The 17283-nt window shown below is 69.5% G+C and carries 14 protein-coding genes; 12 read left to right on the forward strand and 2 right to left on the reverse strand.

Annotated elements, in window-relative coordinates:
* Positions 1–152: 152 nt before the first annotated feature.
* The gene (locus ACFXI3_RS30435; protein WP_344268601.1) at positions 153–590 is read right to left on the reverse strand and encodes an Lrp/AsnC family transcriptional regulator; all 438 of its coding nucleotides are present in this window, start codon (positions 588–590) and stop codon (positions 153–155) included.
* Positions 591–716: 126 nt separating this feature from the next.
* Between ACFXI3_RS30435 and ACFXI3_RS30440 the strand changes: the two genes are divergently transcribed.
* The 5 genes from ACFXI3_RS30440 to ACFXI3_RS30460 all read left to right on the forward strand — a co-directional run bounded on the left by ACFXI3_RS30440 (position 717) and on the right by ACFXI3_RS30460 (position 6552).
* Positions 717–1136, forward strand: a complete 420-nt coding sequence (locus ACFXI3_RS30440) for a rhodanese-like domain-containing protein (protein WP_378404130.1) — start codon at positions 717–719, stop codon at positions 1134–1136.
* Positions 1133–1882 carry a type 1 glutamine amidotransferase gene (locus ACFXI3_RS30445; protein WP_378404132.1) on the forward strand — a complete coding sequence of 250 codons (750 nt, stop codon included), beginning with the start codon at positions 1133–1135 and terminating at the stop codon, positions 1880–1882. The genes ACFXI3_RS30440 and ACFXI3_RS30445 overlap by 4 nt, the downstream gene beginning before the upstream one ends.
* Before the next feature lie 94 nt (positions 1883–1976).
* Positions 1977–3107 (forward strand): anion permease, encoded by a 1131-nt coding sequence (locus tag ACFXI3_RS30450; RefSeq protein ID WP_378404134.1) that lies wholly within the window; start codon positions 1977–1979, stop codon positions 3105–3107.
* Positions 3108–3137: 30 nt separating this feature from the next.
* Positions 3138–6113 (forward strand): bifunctional [glutamine synthetase] adenylyltransferase/[glutamine synthetase]-adenylyl-L-tyrosine phosphorylase, encoded by a 2976-nt coding sequence (locus ACFXI3_RS30455; RefSeq protein ID WP_378404135.1) that lies wholly within the window; start codon positions 3138–3140, stop codon positions 6111–6113.
* Between the two features lie 10 nt (positions 6114–6123).
* Complete coding sequence (locus tag ACFXI3_RS30460) at positions 6124–6552, forward strand: acyl-CoA thioesterase (RefSeq protein WP_378404137.1); 429 nt, start codon at positions 6124–6126, stop codon at positions 6550–6552.
* A gap of 235 nt (positions 6553–6787) precedes the next feature.
* Here the strand turns inward: ACFXI3_RS30460 and ACFXI3_RS30465 are convergent, their stop codons facing one another.
* The gene (locus ACFXI3_RS30465) at positions 6788–7339 is read right to left on the reverse strand and encodes a TetR/AcrR family transcriptional regulator (protein WP_344268626.1); all 552 of its coding nucleotides are present in this window, start codon (positions 7337–7339) and stop codon (positions 6788–6790) included.
* A gap of 232 nt (positions 7340–7571) precedes the next feature.
* Here ACFXI3_RS30465 and ACFXI3_RS30470 point away from each other — a divergent pair, with 232 nt between their 5' ends.
* The 7 genes from ACFXI3_RS30470 (at position 7572) to ACFXI3_RS30500 (ending at position 17254) form a co-directional block, all read left to right on the forward strand.
* Positions 7572–8024, forward strand: coding sequence for a (2Fe-2S)-binding protein (locus ACFXI3_RS30470; RefSeq protein WP_344268629.1), 453 nt, complete (start codon positions 7572–7574; stop codon positions 8022–8024).
* On the forward strand, positions 8011–8973 hold the full coding sequence (locus tag ACFXI3_RS30475) for an FAD binding domain-containing protein (RefSeq protein ID WP_378404139.1): 963 nt from the start codon (positions 8011–8013) through the stop codon (positions 8971–8973). The genes ACFXI3_RS30470 and ACFXI3_RS30475 overlap by 14 nt, the downstream gene beginning before the upstream one ends.
* On the forward strand, positions 8970–11141 hold the full coding sequence (locus ACFXI3_RS30480; protein ID WP_378404141.1) for a xanthine dehydrogenase family protein molybdopterin-binding subunit: 2172 nt from the start codon (positions 8970–8972) through the stop codon (positions 11139–11141). Before ACFXI3_RS30475 ends, ACFXI3_RS30480 begins: the two co-directional genes overlap by 4 nt.
* A 559-nt stretch (positions 11142–11700) precedes the next feature.
* Entirely contained in the window at positions 11701–14556 is a 2856-nt protein-coding gene (locus ACFXI3_RS30485) for an AAA family ATPase (RefSeq protein ID WP_378404143.1), read from the forward strand.
* Positions 14557–14681: 125 nt separating this feature from the next.
* On the forward strand, positions 14682–16133 hold the full coding sequence (locus ACFXI3_RS30490; protein WP_378404145.1) for a DUF4157 domain-containing protein: 1452 nt from the start codon (positions 14682–14684) through the stop codon (positions 16131–16133).
* A gap of 102 nt (positions 16134–16235) precedes the next feature.
* The gene (locus tag ACFXI3_RS30495) at positions 16236–16994 is read left to right on the forward strand and encodes a BTAD domain-containing putative transcriptional regulator (RefSeq protein WP_344268644.1); all 759 of its coding nucleotides are present in this window, start codon (positions 16236–16238) and stop codon (positions 16992–16994) included.
* Between the two features lie 44 nt (positions 16995–17038).
* The gene (locus ACFXI3_RS30500) at positions 17039–17254 is read left to right on the forward strand and encodes a hypothetical protein (protein ID WP_344268647.1); all 216 of its coding nucleotides are present in this window, start codon (positions 17039–17041) and stop codon (positions 17252–17254) included.
* The last annotated feature ends 29 nt before the right edge of the window (positions 17255–17283 follow it).

Below are 17283 nucleotides of genomic sequence, written 5' to 3' on the forward strand. Positions count from 1 at the left end.
AAGGGTTGTGGGAGAGTAGGACACCGCCGAACTTAACCAAACAGTCTGGGCCCCGGTCGAGAACCCGCAGCGGTTCTCCCGGGGCCCAGACTCATTTCCAAGCCCGTCAAGGCCCGAACCCCGGCGGGGTTCGGGCCTTCGTCATGTCCAGGTCACAGCGGCAACCCGCGGCTCCGAACGGGAGAAGAGAACACCAGCGAGGTCGTCGTCTCGCCGTAGCGATGGGCCCGCTCCACGAACTGCTCCAGCTCCGCGGTCGTACGGCAGTGCACCCGGAGCAGCCAGCACTCGTCCCCGGTGACGTGGTCGGCGTCGGTGATCTCCGGCAGCGGGAGGATCGTCTCGCGGAACCGCGGGCCGTCCAGGCTGCGGACTCGGACCCGGACCATCGCCTGGATCGGACGGCCCAGCTTCTCCGGATCAACCCGCGCGCCGTAGCCGGTGATCACCCCGCGCTGTTCCAGCCGGCGCACCCGTTCCGTCACCGCCGGCGCGGACAGCGAGACCCGGCGGCCTAGTTCCGAGAACGTCAGGCGGCCGTCATGCTGGAGCAGCTCCAGCAACTGTCGATCGACGTCGTCCAGATCCACTCGCGGCACCCCTTCCCAAGACTCAAGGCTAACTGCCGTCCAGACCTGGAAAACCCTGGTGAAGACAGCGGCACACCTGGATCTTCCCCTGTCTCCCGACCGCAGCGGAACGGGAGGATCAACAGCGTGAAATCTCGCATCCTCTCCCTTCCCCTCGAAGCTCCTGCCAACGCCGCCGAGTACTTCGGGCGCGAACTCGCCTTCGAAGTCGACCCGGTCGATCTCGTCCTGGACCTGGCGGACGGACGCACCGACGGCTACGTCCTCGTCGAGACCCGCAGCCCCGGCGCGTACGAGGAAGCGCACCTGCCGGGCGCGATCTGCTTGCCGTACCGGGAAATGGCCGAGGAAAGCACCTGTGACCTCGACCGGAACCTCGTCTACGTCTGCTACTGCGAGAGCATCTACTGCAACGCCGCCACCCAGGGCGCGTACCGGCTCGCGCGGCTCGGCTTCACGGCGAAGCGGCTCTCCGGCGGCATCACGACCTGGCTCGCCCACGGCTATCCGACGGAGGCCGGCATGGCCGTACCCTGGACGCCGTGACTCGTCTGCTCATCATCCAGCCCGACGCCACTGACCCGCTCGGCCCGCTCGGGGAGTGGCTCACCGAGGCGGGGGCGGAGCTCGACGTGCGGCTGCCGCCGGAGCAGGACCTGCCCGCGAGTCTCGACGGCTACGACGGGCTGATCTGCCTCGGCGGCGGCATGGGCGCGCTCGACGACTCCCGGCACCCGTGGCTCATCGACGTCCGGAAGCTTCTCGCCGCCGCGGCCGGGAAGGCCGTGCCGACGCTGGCGATCTGTCTCGGCGCGCAGCTGCTCGCCGTCGCGACCGGCGGGCAGGTGGCGGAGGGCGAGGACGGACCCGAGGTCGGGCCGGGGCTGGTGTCCAAGAAGGACGCCGCGTGGATCGATCCGCTCTTCGCGGACATGCCCTTCCTCCCGGATGTCCTGCAGTTCCACCGCGACGTCATCACCGTCCTGCCGCCGAGTGCCGAGCTGCTCGCGTCCACGCCGAAGTACGCGAACCAGGCCTACCGGATGAACCGTTGTGTCTACGGTGTCCAGTTCCACATCGAGACCACGCCGGACGTCGTCCTCGCCTGGGCCGAGGCGGAGCCGGAAATGGCGGAACTCACCCGTCCGGGCGCGCTGGAGAGCGACACCTTGATCTCTGCGCACGCGGACATCGCCGAGACGTGGCGTCCGTTCGCGCGCCGGTTCGTCCAGTTGGCCGCCGGTCAGCTACAGGCGGCTCCGGAAAGTCAACGCCAGTTGCCGTTGGCTTAACGGATGACGTCGGAATCACTTACGGCGAGTTAACGGTTCACCCAAACGGTCAGGTACCTTGCGAGAGGTATTTCCGTAGGGTTCGGAGGTCGGGGTGGACCCCTCGCTGCTCGTCGTCGTCGTGATCTGCACGGCGCTGGTTTTCGATTTCACGAACGGCTTCCACGACACGGCGAACGCGATGGCGACCTCGATCGCCACCGGAGCACTCCGGCCCCGCGTCGCCGTCGCGATCTCCGCGGTCTTGAACCTGGCTGGCGCGTTCCTGTCGGTCGAGGTCGCGAAAACGATTTCCAGCGGTCTGGTCGACGAGACGAGGATCGGGCCCGCCATCGTGTTCGGCGGGCTCATCGGGGCGATCGTCTGGAACCTCTTCACCTGGTACGTCGGCCTGCCGTCGAGTTCGTCGCACGCGCTGTTCGGCGGCCTGATCGGCGCGACCTGGGTGTCCGCCGGCGCGGATTCCGTGCACTTCGCCAAGATCGTGGACAAGGTGCTCGTGCCGGCCGCCGCGTCGCCGATCATCGCGGGAGTGGCGGCGGCCGCGGTCACCTTCCTCGTCTACCGGTTCCTGGTCCGCAAGCGCGGCGGGCGCGGATTCCGGGTTGGACAGATCATCTCCGCGTCTCTCGTCTCGCTCGCGCACGGCACCAACGACGCGCAGAAGACGATGGGTGTCATCACCCTGACGCTCGTGGCGGCCGGCAGTCTCCCCGCCGGGTCCGCTCCGCCCGTCTGGGTGATCATCAGCGCCGCGTCCGCGCTCGCGCTGGGCACGTACCTCGGCGGCTGGCGGATCACCCACACGCTCGGCAAGGGCCTCACTGACATCGAAGGTCCGCAGGGCTTTTCCGCGCAGACCAGCAGCGCGGTCGTGATCCTGCTGTCCTCGCACCTCGGTTTCCCGCTGTCGACCACACACGTGTGCTCGGGTGGCATCGTCGGCTCCGGCGTCGGCCGTCGCGAGGCTCCGGTGCGCTGGCGGATGGCGGGCCGGATGGTCGTCGCTTGGCTGTTCACGCTGCCTGCCGCGGCTGTCGTCGGTGCGGCGGCGGGCAAGATCGCGTCGCTCGGCGAGGCCGGGACCATCGCGGTCGGCGTCGCCGGGATTCTCTTCGCAGCCGGGATTTACCTCCTGTCGCGGCGCAAACCCGTCACCGCGCACAGCTTCCAGGTCCCCGAACCGTCCGCCGCCGATACCGAACCGGACCGCCTGGCTGCCTGAACCGCCCCGTGTCCGGCTACGGTGTGAGCGATGGCAGAGCGCGCGCGGACCACAGCTTCGGCGGCCAGGTACGGCTTCACTGACACCCGGGCCGACGGTCAACTGCGCGCGGCGGGCTGGTGGACCGAGGGCGGACCAGCCGACGGCGCCACGGACGTCCTCCTTGCGTTGTCTCGCGCTGCCGATCCCGACCTCGCGCTAGCCGGACTCGACCGCATCCGCGAGGCCGACGAACCCGGCTGGCCTGAGCTGGACAGCACGCTCCGAGAGAACCGCACGTTCCGCGGACGGCTCCTGGGCGTGCTTGGCACTTCCACCGCGTTGGCGGATTTCTTGGTCGCCAATCCCGGTGAGTGGCGCTGTCTCGCGGACAACCGCTGCACCGATCCGGCGAAGTTCGCGGAACGGCTGCTCGAGCGGGTTCGGCAGGACGACGGAACGTACCTCACCGGGACGGCGGCCGAACACGAGTTGCGTGCTGGCTATCGCGGACTGCTGCTCGGCATTGCCGCCGCGGACCTCGGCCACCTTGTGGAGCCCGGGCTGGAACACCCGCAGTTCCGCGACGTCGCCAGCGAGCTGACCACCCTCGCCGAGGCGTCGCTGCAGGCCGGGCTCGTGGTCGCCGAGCAGGAGGTTGGCGCGTCCGCCGAAGGCACGCTCGCGGTGATCGCGATGGGCAAGACCGGCGGTCGCGAGCTGAACTACGTGAGCGACGTCGACGTCATCTTCGTCGGGGCGGGTGACCTCAGCGTCGCGACCCGGCTGGCCAGCACGATGATGCGGCTGGTCGGCAACGCGTGCTTCGAGGTCGACGCGGCATTGCGGCCGGAAGGCAAGAGCGGTGCGCTGGTGCGCACGCTCGAAGGGCACACCGCGTACTACCAGAAATGGGCGAAGACCTGGGAGTTCCAGGCTTTGCTGAAGGCGCGTCCGGTGGCGGGCGATGTCGAACTGGGGCGGCAGTACGCGGAGATGGTCGCGCCGATGGTGTGGTCGGCCGCGGACCGCGAGAACTTCGTGACCGAGGTTCAGCAGATGCGCCGGCGGGTGGAGGACCACGTCGCTTCGGAGCATCTCGAACGCGAGCTGAAGCTGGGCCGCGGCGGGCTGCGGGACGTCGAGTTCGCGGTGCAGCTGCTGCAACTCGTGCACGGCCGGGTGGATCCCGCGCTGCGCTCGCCGTCCACTTTGGAGGCTTTGGCCGCGCTCGGCGATGGCGGGTACGTTGGCCGCGCGGACGCGGCGGAGATGAGCTCGTCGTACGAGTTCCTGCGCACCGTCGAACACCGGTTGCAGCTGCGCCGGTTGCGGCGGACGCACCTGTTCCCCGCCTCGTCGGACACCGATGAGCTGCGGATTCTCGCGCGCGCCTGTGGGATTCGGCCGGTTCGCGGGCGTAGTCAAGGCGAGGCGCTGCTGGCCGAGTTCCGCCGCCACGCGCAGGGGATTCGGCGGCTGCACGAGAAGGTCTTCTACCGTCCGCTGCTGCAGTCGGTGGCGAATGTGCCGACGGAAGCGTTGCGGCTCACCACGAAACAGGCCGCCAGCCGGCTCGCCGCGCTCGGGTACGCCGCGCCGGAAGGGGCGCTGCAGCACATCAAGGCGCTGACCTCGGGGGTCTCGCGGCGCGCGGCTATTCAGCAGGCGCTGCTTCCGGTGTTGCTCGACTGCCTGGCCGACACGCCGGATCCGGACGGCGGGCTGCTCTCGTATCGCAAGGTGTCCGAGGCGCTTCAGGACACACCTTGGTACCTGCGCGTGCTGCGTGACGAGGGCACTGTCGTCGAGCGCCTGGCCTTCCTGCTCGGCACGTCGAATTTGGTGCCGGACCTGCTCGTCCGCGCACCGGAAGTGCTGCAGCTGCTGGGAGATCCGGCGCGGCTGACCGGACGTACTCCGGCCGAAGTGGCGACGTCGCTGCGGGCTGCTGTACGTCGTCAGCCTGGGTTGAGCGCCGCCGTCACCGCTGCGCGGTCGCTTCGTCGGCATGAGCTGCTGCGTGTCGCGTGCGCGGATTTGTTGGGGCTGCTGGATGTTCCGTCGGTCTGCGAAGCGCTGTCGAGCGTGTGGGTGGCGGTGCTGCAGGGCGCGTTGTCGGCGGCTTACCGGCAACGGCAGGCTGAGCTGGGACGTACTCCGGCGACGATCGCGGTCATCGGCATGGGGCGGCTCGGCGGAGCGGAACTGGGCTACGGCTCGGACGCCGACGTTCTCTTCGTCTGCGAGCCCGCCGAAGGGGTTCCGGACGCCGAAGCGGTGCGGTTCGCCTCGTCGGTCGCGGAGACGGTGCGGAAGATCCTCGGCGCGCCGAGCGCGGACCCGGCGCTGGTCGTCGATGCCGATCTCCGGCCGGAAGGGCGCAGCGGGCCGCTGGTGCGGACGCTGGAGTCGTACCGGGCGTACTACCAGCGCTGGGGCGAGGTGTGGGAGTCGCAGGCGCTGCTGCGGGCCCGGTTCGTCGCCGGCGACGAGGACCTCGGCCAGCGGTTCATCGAGATGATCGACCCATTGCGCTACCCGGAGGGCGGGCTCGACCCGACGGACGCGCGCGAGATCCGGCGGATCAAGGCCCGGGTGGAGACCGAACGCCTCCCGCGCGGCGCCGACCCGACGCGGCATACGAAACTCGGCCGAGGCGGTCTCGCCGACGTTGAGTGGACCGTCCAGCTTCTGCAGTTGCAGCACGCGCACGAGGTGCCTGGCCTGCGGACGACGTCGACCCTCGACGCACTGACCGCCTTGGCCGAAGCGGGTCTCGCGCCCGCGGAGTCGGTGGAGTCGTTGCGCGAGGCCTGGCTGCTGGCCACGCGCGTGCGCAACGCGACGATGCTGGTGCGCGGGAAGGCCGCGGACGAGGTGCCCGGCACCGGCCGCGACCTCGCCGCGGTGGCGCGCGTGTTCGGCTACTCGGTGGACGACGACCCTGGCGAGTTCCTCGACGCCTACCGCCGTGTGACGAGGCACGCGCACGCGGTGGTCGAGGAACTCTTCTACGACAACTAACGTGGGCTGCGTGACTGACCGCGAACCGTTCCGCACCCGGATCAAGGTGCGCCACTACGAACTCGACACGCTGGGCCACCTGAACCACGCCGTGTACCACTCGTACGGCGAGGTCTCCCGGCTGGAAGTCTTCGAGGCAGCGGGCGGCAACACCCTGCACGAATCGCGTCTCGCGCCGGTGCTGCTCGAATCGAACATCGTCTACCGGCGGGAACTGCGCGCCGGCGACGAGGTGGACGTAACCTGCGACGCTTCGTTCGGCGACGGCAAGGTGTTCTGGATGACCTCGCGCATCGTGAAGCTGGACGGGACGCTGTCGGCCGAGATCAAGTGCACGCTGGGGCTGATGGATCTGGAGAAGCGCAAGCTGGTGCCGGATCCGCGGGGGCATTTCGAGCGGGCTGGGGTGGATTTGAAGGTGTTGTCTACTTCGGAGTGAGGACTGCGGCGGGTGCGGATTCGCGGTCTGTGAGGGGAACCCTGAGGTAATCAGATTCCCTCAGGGTTCCCCTCGCAGACCGGAAGAGGCGGTCACGTGGGCATCGATCGGGCGTTTCGACGGTGCAAGTGTCCTTTGTGGACGGGAAACTGGCTGAGGCGACGCAGCTTAAGTTCCCGACATTGACTCTAATTCGCTCAGGGTTCCCCTCGCGGACTTGAAGCTTCGCTGAGCGTCAGTCCAGCCGCATTCCGTGCCACACCAGGTCGACCACTCCTTCGGTCTCCGCCTTCCAATCTCCGTCCGGGGTAAGGAAAAACAGCCCGCCGAGGCCGCGCATCAGGGTTTCCGTTTTCAGGTCCGGCCGGATCGTGCCCGCTTCCGCGTTCGCTTTCCGCAGGGTGTCCAGCGCGTCGATCATCCGCGCGTACGCCTGCGTCGGCAGTTCGCTCTGCGACGCGCGCAACGCGTTGGCCAGCCCGCGTTTCGTCATCATGTAGTGCGCCAGGTGGTCCACGATCCAGACGCGCAACGCCTGATCGGGGGAATGTTTGGCGAGTAATTCGGGCACGATCTCGACGAGCTGGTTCACCTCGCGCTCGTAGACGGCCAGCACCAGCGACTCCGGCGTGGGGAAGTGCCGGTACACCGTGCCGACGCCGACGCACGCTTCCTTGGCGACCGCGTTGAACGACACTTCTCCCGCTCGGCTCACGGTTTCCGCGGCCACCGCCAGGATCCGTTCGTGGTTGCGCCGGGTGTCCGCCCGCCGCGGGCTCACCGGCATCGCGCCTCCCGCGTTTGCTTCGCCTTGTCTGACCTGGAGCTGCTCCAGCCTCACCTGGAGCAGCTCCACTTCGTTGCGTAGCGGATTCTAATCCGCTAGCCTCGTTCAAAGCGAGCCAAGCGGATGAATATCCGGTTTACCCCGGCGGCTCGTGTTCCCGAAGGGCCGTCACCACCACCATCACGCCGCAGGACGTCCGCCGCGGACGGGCTGCGGGAAAGCGAACCCTACTGTGGACATTTCCCTTGAAGTCAATGGAAGAACCGAACAGGTCAGCGTCGAGCCGGGAGTGACCCTCCTGGACGCGCTGCGCGAGCGGCTCGGCATCACCGGCCCGAAGAAGGGCTGCGACCGGGGTCAGTGCGGCGCCTGCACCGTGCACGTCGACGGCAAGCCGGTGCTGTCCTGCCTCACGCTCGCGGCCGCTGTGCGCGGTCCCGTCACCACCGTCGAAGGACTGTCCACTGAGGACGAACTGCACCCGGTGCAGCAGGCGTTCGTGGACCAGGACGCGCTGCAGTGCGGGTTCTGCACGTCCGGCCAGGTGATGTCGGCGGTCGCCGCGGTGCGCGACGACGTGTCCGACGTCCGCGAGTTCATGTCCGGAAATCTGTGCCGCTGTTCGGCTTATCCGAACATCGTGCGCGCCGTGGAACAGGCGAGGCAGGCCGATGCGACCGTTTGAGCTCACCGCACCCGCCACGGTCGAGGACGCGCTGGGCAGCGCGGGCACCTACCTGGCAGGCGGCACCACCCTCGTCGACCTGATGAAGCTCGACGTCCTCACCCCGCAGCAGGTGCTGGACATCAACGACCTCCCGCTGCGGGGCATCGACACCGCCGACGGCCTGCGGTTCGGCGCGCTGGAACGGATGGGCGACATCGCCGCGCATCCCGGCGTGTACCCGGCGATCTCGCGCGCGCTGCTGCTCAGCGCGTCGCAGCAGCTGCGGAACATGGCCAGCATCGGCGGCAACCTGATGCAGCGCACGCGGTGCTCGTACTTCCGCGACGTCGCCATGCCGTGCAACCGGCGCTCACCGGGCAGCGGCTGTTCGGCGATTTCCGGCGTCAACCGGATGCACGCGATCCTCGGCACCAGCGACTCCTGCGTGGCCACCCACGCCAGCGACGTCGCGGTGGCGCTGGTCGCGCTCGACGCGGAGGTCGTGCTGGCCGGCGCCGAGGGCACCCGGACGGTCGCGCTCACCGAGTTCTACCGCGAACCGGGCGACACCCCGGAAATCGAGCACGACCTGCGTCCCGGTGAGCTGATCACCGAGGTGCGCGTGCCGCGGCTCGACTGGGCGGCGAACTCCACGTATATCAAGATCCGCGACCGGCAGTCGTACGAGTTCGCGCTGTGCTCGGCGGCGGTCGCGCTCGACGTGCGCGACGGCAAGATCGCCGACGCGCGCGTGGCGGCGGGCGGGGTCGGGACGGTGCCGTGGCGGCTGCCCGCCGTGGAGGAGGCGCTGCGCGGCGCGGAGCTGACCGAAGAGGCCTTCGCCGCTGCCGCCGCGGTCGCGGTGGACGGGGCGAAGCCGTTGTCCGGCAACGTGTTCAAACCTTCGCTGCTGAAGCGGACGATCGTCCGCGCGCTGCTCGAACTGACCGAAGGGAGCCGGGCATGAGCGCGCGGCTGGACGCTCCGCGGAAAGTCACCGGTGCCGCCGACTACGCGCTGGACCGCACTCTCCCGGGCATGCTGTACGGGTACATCGTGCTCAGCACGATCGCGCACGGCGAGATCACCGCGATGGACGTGACCGCGGCGAAGGGCGCGCCCGGGGTGGTCAGCGTCTACAGCCCGTTCGACCCGCTCGAACTGCACCCGTTCAAGTCGCAGCTGATGGGGGACGTGTGGCTGCCGCTGCACGACCGGGACGTGGTGTTCTACGGGCAGCCGATCGGGCTGGTCGTGGCGGAAACGTTCGAGCAGGCGCGGGACGCGGCGGGGCTGATCGAGGTCTCGTACCAGGAAAAGCCCGCGCAGACGTCGATGGAAGACGGGCTCGCGACCGCTGAGGACGCGCCGGAGAGCCGGGGAGCGGCGCCGTCGATCGAGGTGCTCGCCGACGGCGTCGAGTCCATTGTGGACGCGCTGGCGCAGAGCCCGGTCGTCGTCTCGCAGACGTACCGCACCGCGACGCAGAACCACGCGGCGATGGAACCGCATTCGGCGGTCGCGAAGTGGGACGGCGGCGAGCTCACCCTCTACAGCGGAAACCAGGCCAGTCACCTGCAGGCCATGGAAATGGCCGGGGTGCTGGGCATCGAGCCGTCGGCGATCCACGCGGTGAACCCGTATGTGGGCGGGGCGTTCGGCGGCAAGGCGGGCACCTCGGCTCCGGGGATGCTGGCCGCGGCCGCGGCCAAGGCGCTGGACCGTCCGGTGAAGTGCGCGCTCACCCGCGAGCAGGTGTTCACGGCGACCGCGAACCGGCCGGCGACGGTGCAGAAGGTCGCACTGGGCGCGGACCGCGACGGCACGCTGATCGCGGTGCAGCACGATTCCTGGTCCGCCACGTCGATGAGCCGGTCCTTTGTGGAGCCGACGTCGCACGGCACCTCGCGCGAGTGGTACGCGACGCAGAACCTGTCGATCAGCCAGAAGATGGTGCCGCTGCACATTCCGCCGGGCACGTTCATGCGCGCGCCGGGGGAGGCGTCGGGGTCGTTCGCGCTTGAGAGCGCTGTTGACGAACTGGCGATCGCGCTCGAGATGGACCCGATCGAACTGCGCAGGCGCAACAGTTCGCTCGCTCCGCCCGGGGTCGATCTGCAGTGGTCGAGCAAGCATCTCGACGAGTGCTACGAGATCGGGGCGCAGCGGTTCGGCTGGGCGAACCGGTCGCCGCGCGGGCACGTCGACGGGGACTGGCTCGTCGGCATGGGCACCGCGACCGCGATGTTCCCGGGGCTGCGCTTCCCGGCGACGGTCGAGATCACGCTCAACGCGGACGAGACCGCGGACGTCTCCACGAGCGGGGCCGACCCGGGCACCGGGCTGCTCACCGTGCTGGCCACCATCGGGGCAGAATCCCTCGACATCGACCCGGAACGCGTCACCCCGCACCTGGGCGACTCGCGGTACGCACCGGGCGGGATGTCCGGCGGCTCGACCGCCACGGCGAGCACCGGCACCGCGATCATGCTCGCGGCGACCGAACTGCTTGACGAACTGGTGGCGCTCGCCGCCGAACCGGGCGCGCCGTTCGAGGGCGAGGTAGTCACGTACGCCGAGGGCCTGCTGCACGGCAACCGCGGCACCATGCCGTTCGGTGAACTGCTGCGCGCGATCGGCCGGGAATCCTTGTCCGCCAAGGGTTCCTCCGCCCCGGGCGAGGAGATGACGAAGCATTCGTTCAGCTCGTTCGGCGCGCAGTTCTGCGAGGTCCGGGTGCACCGGCTGACCCGCGAGGTCCGGGTGTCGAGGATGCTGGGCGTCTTCGACGGCGGCCGGATCATCAACCCGACGCAGGCGAGGAGCCAGCTGTCCGGCGGCATGATCTGGGGCGTGTCCGCGGCTCTGCACGAGGGGCTGGAAGTGGAGCCGAGCGGCCGCTTCGCGAACGCGGACTTCGCGAGCTACCTGCTGCCGGTCAACGCCGACATCCCGGAGATCGACGTGCAGTTCGTCGAATACCCGGACACGCTGCACAACGCCGTCGGCGCCCGCGGAGTAGGCGAGATCGGCGCGGTCGGCATGGCGGCCGCGGTGGCGAACGCGGTGTGCAACGCGACCGGGATTCGGGTGCGGAGCATTCCGATCATGATTGAGGATCTGCTGGTGGAGTGACCCCGGTGGGGGCGTCCGGGTGCGGGCGCCCCCAACCGCCGGGTCCGGGGTGGTGCACCGGAGGGCTGCGGGCCGGGGATCTTCGACGGCGGCCGGGCAAGCGAGTGCATGCGCAGGCGGTCCCGGAGCGGCGGGCAGCGCGTTCCGGAGTGCGTGCGCGCTCGGTCGTGGAGCAGCGGCGAAGGCACGGCATCGGGCCACGAAGGCGGTGACCTCCGCGGTTCGCTCAGCACAGCTGAACCCGGCGGTTCGCTCAGCACAGCCGAACCCGGCGGTTCGCTCAGCACAGCCGAACCCGGCTAGATCGCCGCGCACGCCGTTTCCGCGGAGCACCTCGAACCGTCGCCGGAACTGCTCCTCGGTCCCATTCACCCCATTGCCCACATCCGGAAAATTGTCCTCAGCTGTGCGGCGCAGGTCTGGCCCCACGTGCCCGGATGCGGCTTCCGCAGGTCAGCGGCCAGATTCTCCTTCCCATTTTCCCCTGGTGAGAAATTCGCTCGTGCTTCCGCTCTCGGGCGGTATGGTTTCGAGGGCACTTGTTCGGGGAGGCTGGCGAATGGACGCAGCACCGGCCGGGAGTGCGGACCTGCCTCGAAGAGGCGGGGTCGGCTCGTATCGCGGATCCGAACCGGGCGTTCCGCTGATTGGCCGGGACGCCGAATTCGCTGTGCTGGCAGGGGCGATCGACGCCGCGGGCGCCGGGCGAGGGGGCGCGGTCGTGGTGTGCGGGCAGCCGGGGATCGGCAAGTCCCGGCTGGCCGCCGAGGCGATCGGGGCGGCTCGCGGCAAGGGATTCGCGATTGTCGAGGGGCGCGCGGACCCGTTGTTGTCGGGCCTTTCGTACGCGCCGATCGTCCAGGCTTTCCGCGGCCATCTGAGTGAATCCGCCGGATTTTCTCCGGAGCCCGGTAATCTCGGCGCATTGTTCCCCGATCTGCGTCCGGTTTCACCCGAATCCGGGGATCCGGGACTGCAGCGCACCCGGATGTGCGAAGCGGTGCTCGCGGCGACGCGGCAGCTCACCGTCGGTAGTCCGGTGCTGCTCGTCGTCGACGACCTCCATTGCGCTGATCGGGGGACCATCGAACTGCTGCACTATCTCGGGCGCAACGCGGAGGAACTGCCGCTGCTCGTGATCGGGTGTTTTCGCTCGGGCGTCGACAACGAGGCGCTCGACGCGATGGCGGAGGCGACCCGGCGGCATCAGGCGGGGAGGCTGCTCGAACTCGCGCCGCTCACCGACCAGGCGGTGCGCGATCTGGTGCAGCACGTCCTGGGCACCCCGCCGCCGCTCGCGTTGCTGCGCGCGGTCACGGCGCGCGCGTCCGGGTTCCCGTTGTTCGTCGTCGCGCTGACCCGGCATCTCGTCGCGAGCCGGATGTGCGGGCCGTTGCCGGAGGTGATCCGGGACATCGTGCGGGAGCAGATCAGCCGGCTCGGCGAGGTGGACCGGCGGCTGCTGGAGGTGGTCGCGGTCGCCGGGACGCACGGGCGGCCGGAGGTGCTGGCCGATGTCTCCGGGATGGGGTTGCCCGCGCTGCACGCGGCGTTGCGGCGGCTGGTCGGGCGCCGGCTGGTCACTGAGCATCAGTCGGAGGTCGAGCCGCATTATCAGGTGGCGCATCCTCTTTATGCTGAGGCGGTTTATCACGAACTTCTGCTCGCTGAGCGAAGGGCGCTGCACGCGGCGATCGGGGCGGCGCTGCATCGCGCGGACCGTACCGTCGCGGCGGCGCCGCATTACGCGGCCGGCGGGAACAGCGTTCCGGTGGACCGGGCGATCGAGGCGTTCAGTGCTGCGGGAACCCGGGCGCTGACCGTCGGGGATTTGGACGAAGCTGCTGAGTATCTCGCGGCTGCGTTGCGGCGGGCGCGTGATGCGCGGCCGGACGCGGTGCCGGCGTTGCTTGTCGACTTAGCGAGATTGCAGCAGGGTCGTGGCCGGTTGGATGAAGCTGCCGAGTTGTTGCAGGACGCGGTCGCGCTCAGCGAGCGGCGTGGGCAGGACACCGAGCGCAGGCGGGCGTGGCGGCATTTGCAGGCGTTGCTCGAAGTCGAGCGCGGGAACCTTCCGGCGGCGGTCGGGCTGGCGAGGGCCAGCGGTCGCCGTCCGGACACGGATCCGCCGACGCGGTTGCTGATCCATTGGATCATCGCGCTGCGGCACGGCGATTTTCCGGAGCTGGCGGTGATTTCGCAGGAGCTCGTCGCGCTTCCGTCCACAAGCGACACTCCGGGGGCGCATTCGGTCGCGCATCTCGGGGCCGGGGCGCTGGCGGCGTTGTCGGGTGATGTCGAGACGGCGGTCGTGGAGTTGCGCAGTGCGCTGGAGCTTGCGCTTCGCTGTGGCGACGAAGGCCCGCGGCTCGCGTTCGCTCCGCGGATGATGCTCAACGGTTTGTCAACGCTGCGCGGTGATCTCGTCACGGCGATCCGGGTCGCGGATGTCAGCAGTACTCCGGCGGTGCGGCAATGGCTGCCGTCCGCCACGTGTTATCTGCAGACAATGCTCGCGACCACGCGGTACTTCTCCGGGGATCTCCGGACTGCACTGTCTGAAATGGACAGTGCGGTGGCCGAGGCGCGCCGGGTCGGGCAGGATCGATTGGTGGGTCGAACCCTTGCTGGACGGGCGTTTGTCCGTGCCGAACGAGGTCATCTCGATGAAGCGGCGGCGGACCTGGCCGACGCGCGCAGGCATTACGACCCTTCGCAGATCGACCTCCTGGACGCGTTCGACCTGGCGGCGACGGCATTGGCGGTTCGGCGCGGGGTGGCGGCACAAGCCCCGGCGCTGACCGACACGTTGCCGTTCGGCGACACGCAGCTCAACTGTCTCCGAGTGTCCTTCGCCGGATACGCCGCAGTGCAGCGGGGAGATCTGACGGAGGCTGACCGCGTGGTCGGCCTGCTTCGCGGGGCGGGCAGCAACGCTCCGGTGCTGCACGCGCTCGCCGACCGGCAGCAGGGGTTCGCCGAGGCGGCCCGGGGGAACGCGACGGAGGCGGTCGACCGGCTGCGTGGTTCGGCGACCGTGCTTCGCGGGTTTGGAATGAATCTGCTTGCCGCGCAGGCGGAATTGGAGCTGGCCGAACTGCTGGACCCGTCGGAGGCGGAGGTGATGGCGTCCTCGGCGACGGCGGCGTTCACCGCGGCCGGCAGTGCGCCCTGGCCGGAGCGGATCGTGAAGCAGGGGCATTCGGTACCGGCGCAGCGGTCCGGGCCGCTCACCCGGCGGGAATCGGAGATCACCGTGCTCGTCGGGAAAGGACTGTCGAACGCGGACATCGCCTCCGCGCTCTTCCTCAGCGAGCGGACGGTGGAGACGCATCTGCGCAACGTCTACCGCAAGCTCGGCCTCAAATCCCGGGTGCGGCTGGCGCAGTGGGTTCGCGACCGGCGCGCTCGCTGACCGACGACGGCGTCGCGGAAAGGAATATGCCGAATTTACCGGCCGTCGCCGCGAAAAACGGTGACGTAGCGGTGACGGATCCCGATGACACTGCCCCGGTGGTCCAGTGATCGGGAGGGTCCTCGATGGAGCAGCACGTCCGGGTGCCCGCGCCGGGACCGGCCGAACCCGGGCCTGAGCCCGCGCGCGGAGGAAACCCGCTCGAACCGGACATCCGGTATTTCATGGAGCAGCGCTTCGGCCAGGACTTCAGCCAGGTGCGCGTGTACTCGGACCGGACGGCAGCCGATTCGGCGGCCTGGCTCGGCGCGAAGGCGTACACAGTGGGCGAGCGGATCGTGTTCGGTACTGGGGAATACCGGCCCGGGACGACGTCCGGCAATCGATCCCTCGCGCACGAACTGGCGCATGTCGTCCAGCAGCGGCGCGGCGGCGGACCGGCGGCCGGGCATCAGCTCGAACGGTCGGCGGACGTGGCGGCGGACGCGGTCGTCAGCGGCGGGCCGGTCAAGGTGTCCGGGGCCAGTGCGCCCGGCGTCGCCCGGCAGGCTGAGCCCGACACCCGGGCGGTGGTCACGAATCTTCGCGGCAACCGGATCTTCGGCGCCGCGCGGGTGGCCGTCTCGGTGTTGTCCGCGCCGCTGAGGTTGCTGGGGTGGGCGATCACTGGCGCCGCGATCGGGATGCGCGCTTCCGGCAATGCCGGTGCGGTGGTCGGGGCGGGCGCGGGGCAGGACACGATGGTCTTCGTCAACATCGAGTCCGGCGAAGTGACGACCGACGTCATCGGTTACGGCGAACTCGGGGTCGGCGTGACCGCGGGAGGCAGCGAAGCGATCGTCTTCGCGCTCCGGCTCGGCCCGGCCGGTCGAGCGGGAAATGTGTCCGGCGCGTATGCGGGCGGAAGTGTCAACGTCGCGGTGAAACTGCTTGCCGGAGTGGGGTTTTCGGTCAGTACCGGGCTTTTCTCGGGGGAGGAAGGCTGGGTGGCGGCCGCGTTCAGTCTCGGGGCCGAGGCCGGCGCGCGAGCGTCGGGCAGTTACGGCGTGAGCGTGACGGACACAGTCGCGCCGGCGGTCGCGGCATGGACTCAGCGCGTCGCGACCGGGCTGGCGTCCGGGGTGCAGACGGCGGGTGCGGTCGCGCAGGGCGTCAGCAGTGTGGTGGCGCAGATGTTCGGCAGTGTGATTGGCATATTCGACTCGGCCAACTGGGATCTCACCGGGTACACGCCGGCGGAGCAGCAGGCGTGGCGCGAGTTCGGCGGGTATCTGGCCCGGGTCATCACGAGCACCACTCTCGACCGGTTTCTCGCCGGGGAAGCCCAGGGGGTGCCGGTGTCGCAGCGGATCGCGTCGATCGGGGACGTGGGAGTGTTCATCCGGGTCTCCGAGGCGATCAACGCGCGGTACCGCCGAATGGCTGGTGCGGCGCTGCGGCCGGGTGACGAGATCTGGCCGGCCAACGCGTTCAACCAGCGCACGTATCTTCAGTTCCTTTCCTTCCTGCGGGACCAGAGACTGCTGGCCGGGGCCGGTCCGGGAGGGTCGTTCACGCAGGCGCGGGAACGGCCGTGAGCGAAGTTACGTGGTAGCACGGATGGCGCGGCGGCGGCACGGTCACGATCATCGGAGTTCGACCGGCAGCGCTCGCGGGGGACGCTGCCGTGGATCGAGGGGGTGTCGGTTCGGATGGTCGGTTCGCGGGCGAAAACGGTGGACTACGAATCGGGAGAGGGAACTGGAACGGCGTCGGTGCTTGTCGTGCAGACGTTGCCGGCCTTCGCGGTGGACGGCGCGGCTGACGCGCGGCCGCTTTCCCGTGCGGCTCAACGGTTAGTGACGTACCTGGCGCTTCGAGACCGGCCCGTGCGGCGGGCCGAGGTCGCGCACGCGCTGTGGGCGGACTCGTCGGAGGAACACGGTGCGGCGAGCCTCCGCACCACGCTGTGGCGGATCGGCCGGGTGCATCGGGATCTGGTGCAGGCGACGGCCGAGCGACTGTCGCTCTCGGACACCGCGGCCGTCGACGTGCAAGCCGCGTCGAGCCTGGCGCGTTCGCTCGCGTCCGCCGACGCGGAGCTTCCCGACGACAGCGAACCGGTGATCGGCTTGCTGTCGACCGATTTGCTGCCGGACTGGTACGACGACTGGCTGTTCGTCTTCCGTGAACGGTGGCGGCAGCTTCGCTTGCACGCGTTGGAATGCCTGGCGGGACGGCTCGGCGAAGCGGGCCGGTTCTCCGAGGCGATCGACGCCGCGCTCACCGCGGTTGACGCCGAACCGTTGCGAGAGAGCGCGCATCGCTGTCTGATCCGGGTTCATCTTCTCGAGGGGAATCGCGGGGAAGCGGTGCGGGCTTACCGCGCCTTGGCGGAATTGCTGCACACCGAACTCGGCGTGCGGCCCAGTCCGGGTGTGCGGGCGTTGCTCGCCTGATCCGGGTGACGGTGCGGTGACGGGGAACCGTTGTACTGCACCGTATGGCAGGTGCGGACCCGGAGCGAATCGCGCTGCACGTCCTTCGGGCGTGGTGCACTTCCGAAGGACAGCTGCGGGTCCGCATCACGACCACCGCGGACGTGCGCACCGACGCGACGACGTCGGAGGTGCTCACGACCCGCGAACAGGTTCTCGCGTCGGTGGACCGCTGGCTGAGCCGGATCGGCGCCGGCGAAGGCGACGTGACGCCGCGGTGACGGAACCAGTGCACGCTCACGACCACGGC

Origin of the sequence: Amycolatopsis sp. NPDC059235, assembly GCF_042754125.1 — a bacterium.
Lineage (GTDB): Bacteria > Actinomycetota > Actinomycetes > Mycobacteriales > Pseudonocardiaceae > Amycolatopsis > Amycolatopsis albidoflava.